Raw genomic sequence first — 8,159 nt, 5'->3', positions numbered from 1 at the left:
CATTCGCGGTGGGCATGCGCCGGGAGGGGAGATACCCCCTGACGTGATCCGAGGAGGCCGAGGATGACCGTGCACAACAGTGCCGTCTCGACACCGCAGACCGCCCCGGAGCGGACCGAGGGGGATGGGGTGCCCTCCCTGCCGGCGCTCGCGGTGGCGCTGCCGGTCGTCGCCCTCGCCACGACGGAGGTGCGCGTCGGCGGTCTGCTGCGGATGGTGCCCGCGGCCCTGGCGGCCTGGCGGGCCCTGAAGCGGCACCGTGCCCGCCGACAGGAACGCCCGTCCCGCTGACGGCTCCCCCGCCGTCCCGGACGGGTCCGGAGGTCGGGAGACGGAAGAGGGGACGGGAGGGGACGGAGGGGATGGTGTGAGGCGATGGAAGGCGACCCGGGGCGACCGCGTACGCCGTGTCCCCCGCATCTCCCGCATGCTCCATAAGTAGATCATTTGCGCGATTCGGTGCCCGCCGGGCGGGTACCCGGGGTGCCACGAACTCCCGCGGTTCGTGACACCCCGGGTACCCGAGCAAGGAGGCGTGACATGCGCGTACGTGATTCCGTGGTGGTGATCACCGGAGCGTCCAGCGGCATCGGACGGGCCACCGCCCTGAGCTTCGCCCGCAAGGGCGCGGCCGTGGTGCTGGCGGCCCGCCGGGAGGAAGCCCTGGAGGAAGCCGCCCGCGAATGCGAGAAACACGGCGGGGCCGGGACCCTCGTCGTGCCCACCGACGTCACCGACCCCGAGGCGGTGGACGCCCTGGCGCGGCGGGCCGTGGAGCGGTTCGGCCGGATCGACGTGTGGGTGAACAACGCGGCCGTGACCGCGATCGGACCCTTCGGGGAGGTCCCGTTGGAGGACATCCGGCGGGTGATGGACGTCAACGTCATGGGCTACGTCCACGGCGCGCGGGCCGCCCTGCCGCTCATGCGCGAGCGGGGCCACGGGGTCCTGGTGAACGTCTCATCCGTCGTCGGTGTCATCAGCCAGCCCTACAACCAGGCCTACACGATGTCGAAGTTCGCCATCCGGGGACTGACCTCGAGCCTGCGGCAGGAGCTGAAGGTGGAGGGCGTGCGGGGTGTGCACGTGTGCTCCGTGCTGCCGGCCACCATCGACACCCCCTTCTTCGACGAGGCGGCCAACTACTCCGGTCGCAAGGTGCTGGCGATGCCGCCCGTGTACCCCCCGGAGCGGGTGGCCCGGGCGATCGTGAACATGACGCGGATGCCGCGTCGCGAGACCGTCGTCGGCCCGATGGCCCGACAGATGGTCATGGAGTCGAAGATGGCCCCGGGGACGGTCGAGAGCACGATGGGGAGGATGTTCGACCGCAAGCACCTCTCCCGCAAGGAACCGGCGCCCGCCAACGCCGGCAACCTCTACGAGTCGGTGTCCGACACGGGCTCCGTACCGGGCGGGTGGCACGGCCGGCGGCGGACCAACGTCCGGCGGACCCTGACGGCCGTCGCCCTGGTCGGTCTGGCGGCCGGGGTCGGGCGTCGGGTGCCGATGGTCGGCGGGGGAGGGAAGAGCCGTCGCGCCCGGCACGTCCTGCCCGTGGCGGTGGGTGCGTGGAAGGTGGCCCGGGTGGTCAAGAAGCGGCGATCCGGATGACCCCCGCGAGGGGACGGGACGACCACGGGTTCACCCCGCACTCCCGGGCCCGGGAGGTCGCTGACCTGCTGCCGGACGGCCGGCTGATCGAGGTGCCCGGCGCCCCCCACGCCCTGAACCACTCATCGCCCGTGGAGATGGCACGGATCACCCGGGAGCTGCTGACGCGGCGCTCGGCGGTCGTCTCCGGCCGGGCGGCCGAGGAAAGGACCAACCGGTGAAACTCATGTCCCGGGCCAAGGGAGCCCGCTTCCGGACCGACTTCGACTCCTCCGCCAACACCGTCCGGGCCCTGGGGAGTTTCCTGCACGGGGAGAGCCACCGCGGGATGTCCATGGGGCCCGGCTCACCGCGCCTGGCGAACGGCCTGGCCCGCCTTCCGCGTCCCGTGCGCCGCCGCGTCTTCGCCGGCATGGGCTACCAGCAGGCGATACCCCTGGACCGGGTGCGGGACGTCCGGATCGAGGATCTCGACGAGTGGGTGGTCCGGCAGTACGGCCCCGGCCCGTACCCGGCGCTGGTGATCGGTTCGACCAGCGGGGCCGTGGTGCACCTGGCCGCCGCGTTGGGGGCGCCGTTCCTGCCGCAGACCCAGCTGGTCTCGGTACGGGACACCGCCACCCACCCGGACGACCCGCGCGCCGCGCTGGACGCCATCGCCCCCCTCGCCCGCCGGGTGGCGGCGGACAATCCCGGGATCGCGGTCCACCACATGCACGATCCCGGCCAGGACCGCGCCATGCCGGCGAAGATGGCCCACCTGCGACTCAAGCGGCTGGAACTCGGCGAGACCTACGAGCGGTTCATCGAGGAACGTCTCGCGCCGGGGGCCCCGGTCATCCAGGTGGAGTGCACCCGCGACTGGCGCACCCGGGAGGTCGGGGACCGCACGTACTTCCAGTTCGGTTGCCTCGGTGGCATTCCGGAGGAGGAGTACCACGACACCGGGGAGCGGATCACCGACTTCCTGCACACCGCGAAGTCGGATCGCGACGGATGGGAGCCGCCGGAGCCCGACGCGCGGCGACCGGAGGCCGAGTGGGGCTTCCACCCCTCGATGGCCGAGGACATCCGACGGGTCGCCGAGCGCTCCGACCACCCCGTGCGCCGGCTGGTCTTCGAGGACCCGCAGGTGCCCAGCGCCTTCGTCGCCGACTTCTACCGCTCCTGGTACCGGGAGCGGGGTCTGGCCGGGAACCGGCTGCTGGTGGAGTCCTACGTGCAGTGGGACCCCCTGTGGGCGTTGAAGGTGGGGGCGGTGCCGTTCTGGCTGCGCTTCAACATGCGGCCGTCGTTGGACGCCCTCACCGACTATCTGGAGGAGTCGGAGAGTGCGGGAGACCCCTGGGACGAGATCCACCTCAACGTCTTCTCCCGGGGACTGAAGTCCCCCGGCGTGGTCCCGCCAAAGGAGTGGCGGCGCACCATCGAGCGGTACGCCCGTCGGAAGGCCGAGATCATCGGCGTGGACGAGGAGGTGTACCCGGTGGACCCGGGCAGCACCATGCGCTTCCAGCCCGCCTTCGAGGGGATCGAGGAGCGGCAGCCGCTGCCGCCGCCGTTGCCCCCGGAGGCGATCGACACCTTCCTCGCCGAACACGGGGGCGGCCGGTACGGGATCGGCTGGTCCTGACCCGCGCCTCCGCGTCCCGCCCGGCCCCGCTGCGGGGGCGGGAGGGCGGAGAGGCGCCCCGGCCCGGACGTGGGGCCGGGGCGCCTCCCCGTGCGCGGTCCCGTCCGGCCACGGAGCCGGGCGGGGCGCGGCCGGGGTCAGAAGAGACGGAGCTTGTCGTCCTCGATGCCGCGCAGCGCGTCGTAGTCGAGCACCACGCAGCGGATGCCCCGGTCGGAGGCGAGCACCCGGGCCTGGGGCTTGATCTCCTGCGCGGCGAAGACGCCCCGGACCGGGGCCAGCAGGGGGTCGCGGTTGAGCAGTTCCAGGTAGCGGGTGAGTTGTTCCACGCCGTCGATCTCGCCCCGTCGCTTGATCTCCACGGCGACCGTCGCGCCCTCGGCGTCCCGCCCCAGGATGTCCACCGGTCCGATGGCGGTGGGGTACTCCCGGCGGATCAGGCTCCAGCCCTCGCCCAGGGTCTCCATCCGGTCGGCCAGGAGTTCCTGCAGGTGGGCCTCGACGCCGTCCTTGATCAGCCCCGGATCCACACCCAGTTCGTGGGAGGAGTCGTGCAGGACCTCGGCCATGGTGATCAACAGTTTCTCGCCGCTCTTGTTGATCACCGTCCACAGCTGTTCGTCGCCGTTCTCCCCGGTCCCCTCGTCGATGCTCAGGGTGCACGGGGGCGACATCCAGTTGAGCGGCTTGTAGGCGCGGTCGTCGGCGTGGATCGAGACGGACCCGTCCGCCTTGACCAGGATCAGCCGGGGGGCGAGGGGCAGATGGGCCGTCAGGCGGCCGGCGTAGTCGACGGAGCAGCGGGCGATCACGAGGCGCATGGTCGGCCACGCTACCGGCCCGGGGCTCCGGGGGCGAAGTCGTCACCGACGGGGCCCGCCCTTCCCCCGGGGGCGGGGGACGCCCGGCCGGTGGCCGGTCGTCGACTCCCGTGGCGTTCATGCGATATGACAGCAGATCGGATGAGAACGGATGGTTCCGATCGTGGCCAGTTATGTGCTCATTCCACTGACATGGCCGGTCAGGGAGCCGTACGGTGTCTCCGGGGGTGTCGCCGTCCGAATTCATTCGATCACCACTGATCACCATCGGGTGGTGCCGCACGGCGCGGAGTGCCCACATGCCGCGCCGGTCGGTCCGCCGGTGATCGGGGGAGCGACGTTCCCGGCCCGTCCGTCAGACCCCCGCCCCGGGGGTCGCGAGAGGAGAACCCCATGTCGCTCGACGTCTCACCGGCGCTCCTGGAGCAGGCCGAGCGAGGCGAGGTCGACGAAGCCGCCTTCGTCGACTGCGTCCGTACCTCCCTCCCGTACGCCTGGGAGATGATCAGCAACCTGGTCGCCCGCCTGCAGGTGGACGGTGGCGAATTCGCCGACAACACCACCCCGCCCCCCAGCGAGCAGGCCCGTGGCCAGTTGCTGCGGGCGCTGGCCAGCGATGCCATCAGGGGCTCGCTGGAGCGTCACTTCGGCGTCCGGCTCGCCTTCCAGAACTGCCACCGGGTGGCGGTCTTCCCGCTGGATTCCTCGGTGGACGACCGGCTGGGCCGGTTCCGTTCCCTCCGGGGCCAACTGCTCAACCAGTCACCGGAACTGCGGGACTGCTGACCCTCCCCCCGAGCCCGCCGGCGACACCCTCGTCGATCGACCCGGTTCGCCCGGACCGTTCCGGCCGCCCCGTCACCCCGACCCGCCCCACCGGCTTCCCGGCCTCCGCCTCCGGGAAGCCCGGTGACGGGGGGACGGTGACGGCCGGAACGGCGGGCGCCCGCGCCCCGGCTCCGGACGCGGCGTCCGGCAGCAGCGGCAGCACCTCCGTCCCCAGTCGCCACAGGGTCTCCTCCGTGAGTTCCGGGTCCCCCGACCCCTCCGCCAGCAGGGCGAACCGGGTGATCCCGGTGGCCTCCGCGGTGGCGGCGATCCGGTCCGCGCACAGCCGGGGGGTGCCCACCGGGTGCAGCTCGCAGAGGAGTTCGGTGTACGCCAGCGGGTCGCGCATGGTGCGTTTCCGGCCGTCCACCGTGCGGTGCGCGGCCAAACCCTGCCGCAACATCCCCGGCAGCGCCCGACGCAGCGTCTCCACCGCCCCGGTGTGACTGTCGCCGATCTGCACCACACCGACCGAGACGTGCCGGTCGCACGCCACGGTCTCCGCGTCGTGACCCGCGGCGCGCGCGGTCTCCCGCCACAGCCGCACCATCGCGGCCTTCTCCTCGTCACCGGCGTGCATCCCCAGCAGCATGGGCAGACCCCGCTCCGCCGCCAGCCGGACCGTCCCCGGAGAGGTGCAGGCGACGACCACCGGTGGCCCGGTGGTGGAGCGGTCCGCTCCCGTGGGCTCGGTGGGGTCGGGGACCACCGTCACGGGTCGGAAGCGGTGGAGTTCCCCGGCCGAGCCCACCTCGCCGCCGCGCAGCCACCGCAGCAGGACGTCCAGGGATTCCGGGAACCCCCGCTCGAAGGCGGGCAGGCCGGTGCCGAAGACCTCCAGGTCCACCCATGGGCCCCCGCGTCCCACGCCCAGGGTGAAACGTCCCCCGGAGACCAGGTGCAGCAGCGCGGCCTGCTCCCCGAGCGCCACCGGGTGGACGGTCGACAGCACGCTGATGGCGGTGCCCAGGCCGATGCGCCGGGTGCGGCCGAGCAGGTGGGCGGCGAGGGTCGCCGCCGAGGGGCAGGTCCCGTAGGGGACGAAATGGTGTTCGGCCAACCAGGCGTCGCACAGGCCCGCCTCCTCGGCGGTCACCACGGTCCGGACGGCCCGGTCCAGCGCCTCCCGATCGGTCTGCCCCGGGAACCGGCCGGCCAACACGAATGTCCCCACACGCATGCCTTCACTCCTTCGTGATGCGCTGTGTGCATCACATATCTCCATGGCATCAACGCCTGACACGTGCCAAGGGCACGGCCTGACGCAGAGTTTTTCCGATGATCATGGCTTTCGAGTGGATTTCGTGATGAGGGGGGAAAGCCGATACTCAAGTGACACTTCCCCGGAGCGCGGCGGCGTGTCCGCGTCCGGAGGGCGCGTCGCGGCACCGGGGCGCACGCCGACCGCGCCCGCCGGGACGGCGTGCGCCGGCCCCGCGACCCCCGCCCGGGTGCGTAGGCTGGGAGCGCCCACCGGGCGCCCCGTTCGTCGGGCGCGGTCGGACGGATGGGCGGCGAGACCGGCGAGCGAACGAACGGAACCGGAGGTGCCAGGTGTCCCCCCGGCGCAACCACCGGCGCGACCGACGTCCCGACACCCGGGGTTCCGGGGAGGGCGGCGCGCGCGGCACGGAGACCACCGAGGACTGGCGCGGTGAGGAGTGGGTGGTGCGGCGCGTCAGCGGTGCCGCGGCCGTGAAGCACTACCGCTGTCCCGGGTGCGACCAGGAGATCGCGCCGGGCCTGCCCCACGTGGTGGCGTGGCAGCGGTTCGGGGCGGTGGATGACCGCCGGCACTGGCACAGCGGGTGCTGGACGGCCCGTGACCGGCGCGCCCCCGTCGTCCGCCGCTCCCGCAACGCCCCCCGGTACTGACCTCTCCGGCGGGGCGTCGGTACGGAAACGGCACGGCGCCCCGCGCGGGGGCACGGGGCGCCGGGACCGGGACGTCACCGACCCGCCCGCCGACCCGCCCGCACGGAGGGGCGAGGCGGCGGGCGGGTCGGTTCGGGTCAGCGGGACTGCTGGGCGGGGACGCCCTTGCTCAGACCCTCGTTGTCGTCGTCGGTGTCGCCGAGAGCGGCGGCGGCCACCTGGGCGCCGGTCAGCGTGGCCAGCATCTCGCGGACGTTGGTCAGCTGCGCGTTGATGCTGTCGCGGCGGTTGGTCAGCGCCGCCAGCTCGCGCTCGGACTCGCTGCGGACGCGGTCGGCCTTGGCGTTGGCGTCGGCGACGATGTCCTCGGCCTGGCGCTGGGCGGTCTCCACCGTCTGACGGGCGCGGCGCTCGGCGTCGGTGCGCAGCTTCTCGGCCTCCAGGCGCAGCTGCTCGGCGCGGTGCTCGATCTCCGCGAGTCGCTTCTCGGCCTTGGCCTGACGGGCGGCCAGGTCCCGCTCGGACTGCTCCCGACGCTTGGCGAGGTTGGTCTCGAAGTCGGCGGCGGCCTGGGCGGCCTTGGCGCGGGTGTCCTCGAAGAGGGCGTCCGCCTCCTCCCGCTTGGCCTGGGCGGCCTTGTCGGCGTCGGCGCGGGTCGCGGCGGCGTCGTTCTTGGCCTTCTCGACGATGCGGGCGCCCTCGTCCTCGGCCTTGGCCTTGCGGTCCACGGCGAAGGACTCGGCGTCGTTGCGCACCTGCTGGGCCTGCTTCTCGGCCAGCTCGCGCTGGGCCTCGGCGGCGCGACGGGCCTCCTCGCGCAGGTCCTTGGCCTCCTCCTCGGCGAGGCGGAGGATCTTCTCCACGCGGGCACCCAGACCCGCGTAGGAGGGCTCGGAGTCGGAGATCTGGGCCTGCGCGTTCTGCGTCTCGAGGTGCAGCTCCTCGATGCGCTTCTCCAGGGAGGTGATGCGGGCCAGCGCGCTGTCCCGGTCGGCGACCAGCTTGGCGATGCGGTCGTCCACCTGGCCCTTGTCGTAGCCACGCCGCACGAGATCGAAGCCGAAGGGGGAGGAAGTCTCGCTCATGGGGTTCCTGTCGAATCAGACGGGTGAGTCGTACGGGGTACCTCTCGGGGTGCGTCCGGCCGGAACACACCCGGATATGCCCTCGCCCGAATCCTAGGGGGCAAACCGGCGTGTCTTCGAGCGGATCCCCCGGTTCTTCGCGCGAGAATGACCGGTCCGGCACACCCGTCACGTCCTCCCGCGTCCCGGCGCGGGCGACCGCCCGTGGCCGGACGCCCACCTCCCGCCATGCTCCCGCCTCGCTTTCACCCGACTCTGACCTGCGGTGACGCGGGGTGCGAGGGGAATCGCCCGGTGTTCGGG

8 protein-coding genes and 1 pseudogene are annotated in these 8,159 nt (G+C 72.8%); 6 read left to right on the top strand and 3 right to left on the bottom strand.

Annotation, left to right across the window (positions count from 1 at the left end; all coding sequences use genetic code 11):
* Nucleotides 1–63 precede the first annotated feature (63 nt).
* From FNQ90_RS06875 to FNQ90_RS06860, 4 genes are all read left to right on the top strand, one after another.
* Nucleotides 64–291 (top strand): hypothetical protein, encoded by a 228-nt coding sequence (locus FNQ90_RS06875; protein WP_143618376.1) that lies wholly within the window; start codon nt 64–66, stop codon nt 289–291.
* Between the two features lie 249 nt (nt 292–540).
* The gene (locus tag FNQ90_RS06870; RefSeq protein ID WP_182605443.1) at nt 541–1,614 is read left to right on the top strand and encodes an SDR family oxidoreductase; all 1,074 of its coding nucleotides are present in this window, start codon (nt 541–543) and stop codon (nt 1,612–1,614) included.
* Entirely contained in the window at nt 1,611–1,835 is a 225-nt protein-coding gene (locus FNQ90_RS06865; protein WP_182605442.1) for an alpha/beta fold hydrolase, read from the top strand. The genes FNQ90_RS06870 and FNQ90_RS06865 overlap by 4 nt, the downstream gene beginning before the upstream one ends.
* The gene (locus tag FNQ90_RS06860; protein WP_182605441.1) at nt 1,832–3,247 is read left to right on the top strand and encodes a hypothetical protein; all 1,416 of its coding nucleotides are present in this window, start codon (nt 1,832–1,834) and stop codon (nt 3,245–3,247) included. Before FNQ90_RS06865 ends, FNQ90_RS06860 begins: the two co-directional genes overlap by 4 nt.
* Before the next feature lie 137 nt (nt 3,248–3,384).
* Here the strand turns inward: FNQ90_RS06860 and nucS are convergent, their stop codons facing one another.
* Nucleotides 3,385–4,068 (bottom strand): endonuclease NucS, encoded by a 684-nt coding sequence (gene nucS / locus FNQ90_RS06855; protein WP_182605440.1) that lies wholly within the window; start codon nt 4,066–4,068, stop codon nt 3,385–3,387.
* 393 nt (nt 4,069–4,461) lie between these two features.
* Here nucS and FNQ90_RS06850 point away from each other — a divergent pair, with 393 nt between their 5' ends.
* Nucleotides 4,462–4,854 (top strand): SCO5389 family protein, encoded by a 393-nt coding sequence (locus tag FNQ90_RS06850; RefSeq protein ID WP_182605439.1) that lies wholly within the window; start codon nt 4,462–4,464, stop codon nt 4,852–4,854.
* A 190-nt stretch (nt 4,855–5,044) separates the two neighbouring features.
* On the opposite strand, the pseudogene FNQ90_RS06845 reads toward FNQ90_RS06850, so the two are convergent.
* Nucleotides 5,045–6,076: pseudogene (locus FNQ90_RS06845) on the bottom strand (LLM class flavin-dependent oxidoreductase); the annotation flags it as partial.
* Between the two features lie 374 nt (nt 6,077–6,450).
* On the opposite strand from FNQ90_RS06845, the gene FNQ90_RS06840 reads away from it, so the two are divergent.
* The gene (locus tag FNQ90_RS06840; RefSeq protein ID WP_182605436.1) at nt 6,451–6,771 is read left to right on the top strand and encodes an ATP/GTP-binding protein; all 321 of its coding nucleotides are present in this window, start codon (nt 6,451–6,453) and stop codon (nt 6,769–6,771) included.
* A gap of 137 nt (nt 6,772–6,908) precedes the next feature.
* Here the strand turns inward: FNQ90_RS06840 and FNQ90_RS06835 are convergent, their stop codons facing one another.
* Entirely contained in the window at nt 6,909–7,856 is a 948-nt protein-coding gene (locus tag FNQ90_RS06835; RefSeq protein ID WP_182605435.1) for a coiled-coil domain-containing protein, read from the bottom strand.
* Nucleotides 7,857–8,159 lie beyond the last annotated feature (303 nt).

The sequence above is a fragment of the Streptomyces alkaliphilus genome, from assembly GCF_014141535.1.
GTDB lineage: Bacteria > Actinomycetota > Actinomycetes > Streptomycetales > Streptomycetaceae > Streptomyces > Streptomyces alkaliphilus.
Note: the sequence above shows the minus strand (reverse complement) of the source record. Positions and strands in the feature narration are given on the sequence as shown.

Bases quoted from the DNA above. Each gene is read 5' to 3' on its own strand.
- FNQ90_RS06870 (WP_182605443.1), top strand. From the start codon at position 541: ATGCGCGTACGTGATTCCGTGGTGGTGATCACCGGAGCGTCCAGCGGC.
- FNQ90_RS06865 (WP_182605442.1), top strand. From the start codon at position 1,611: ATGACCCCCGCGAGGGGACGGGACGACCACGGGTTCACCCCGCACTCC.
- nucS (WP_182605440.1), bottom strand. From the start codon at position 4,068: ATGCGCCTCGTGATCGCCCGCTGCTCCGTCGACTACGCCGGCCGCCTG.
- FNQ90_RS06875 (WP_143618376.1), top strand. From the start codon at position 64: ATGACCGTGCACAACAGTGCCGTCTCGACACCGCAGACCGCCCCGGAG.
- FNQ90_RS06835 (WP_182605435.1), bottom strand. From the start codon at position 7,856: ATGAGCGAGACTTCCTCCCCCTTCGGCTTCGATCTCGTGCGGCGTGGC.
- FNQ90_RS06850 (WP_182605439.1), top strand. From the start codon at position 4,462: ATGTCGCTCGACGTCTCACCGGCGCTCCTGGAGCAGGCCGAGCGAGGC.